The following is a 1,224-nucleotide window of genomic DNA, read 5'->3' on the forward strand; positions in this document are numbered from 1 at the left end:
GTATACGCTTCCTGGCCTGATTCCGTTTTACGGCCCGTGTTTATTTGGGCTTGTGTTGATGTTTTTTGCTCTTAGGGGATTTCAAAAGACGGAGGCCCGGCATCATCAAGCCGGGTAACAAAAAAATGACAAATACGCAAAAAAGTGCAGTGTCCGAAATAGGCAGATGCAAAAAAGTGAAATTGAAGACAGCTCACACAGCGCATAAAATCCAATTTAAGTAAGCGCTTACAGATAAATGAGAAGGAGCTGTCTGATGATTAGACGAAGGAAACGCATGTTTACCGCTGTTACGTTGCTGGTCTTGTTGGTGATGGGAACCTCTGTATGTCCTGTGAAAGCTGAAGGGGCAGCGCGGCAGATGGAAGCGCTGAACTGGGGGCTTGTAGCGGTCAAGACGGACGGGGGCATTTTTGTCAGCTGGCGGTTTCTTGGAACCGAAAACGCATCTGTTTTGTTCAATGTGTACAGAGACGGGCAAAAACTGAATGCTGCGCCTGTCAAAACCACGAACTATGTGGATAAAAACGGTTCGGCGGGCTCAACGTATACGGTTCGGGCTGTTGTAAACGGTACCGAACAGCCGGCTTCTGAAAAAGCCTCCGTATGGGCGCAGCCGTATCATTCCGTCCCGCTGGATAAACCGGCTGGCGGCACGACGCCAAAGGGTGAAGCTTACACGTACAGCGCTAATGACGCAAGTGTTGGCGATGTGGATGGTGACGGGCAATACGAGCTGATCCTGAAATGGGACCCGTCTAACTCAAAAGACAATTCACAGGATGGCTATACGGGTGACGTGCTGATTGACGCGTATAAACTGGACGGCACAAAGTTATGGCGGATCAATCTCGGCAAAAACATCAGAGCGGGCGCGCACTACACCCAGTTTATGGTGTATGACCTTGATGGTGACGGAAAAGCGGAAGTGGCAATGAAAACGGCAGACGGGACAAAAGACGGCACGGGCAAAGTAATTGGAGATGCCAATGCAGATTACAGAAATGAACAGGGGCGTGTGCTTTCAGGCCCTGAATATCTCACTGTGTTTCAAGGTTCAACCGGGGAAGAGCTTGTCACCGCAAATTTTGAACCGGCGCGCGGCAATGTGTCGGATTGGGGAGACAGCTACGGCAACCGTGTTGACCGTTTTCTCGCCGGCATTGCCTACCTTGATGGACAGCGGCCGAGCCTGATCATGACCAGAGGGTATTACGCTAAAAC

Annotated in this window: 1 pseudogene; it reads left to right on the plus strand. The window is 50.6% G+C overall.

Going from position 1 to position 1,224, the window contains the following annotated elements:
• Positions 1 to 256: 256 nt before the first annotated feature.
• A pseudogene (gene rhgW / locus ACWFR1_RS40430) lies at positions 257 to 1,224 on the plus strand (rhamnogalacturonan lyase); the annotation flags it as partial.

The organism is Streptomyces sp. NPDC055103, assembly GCF_053607625.1.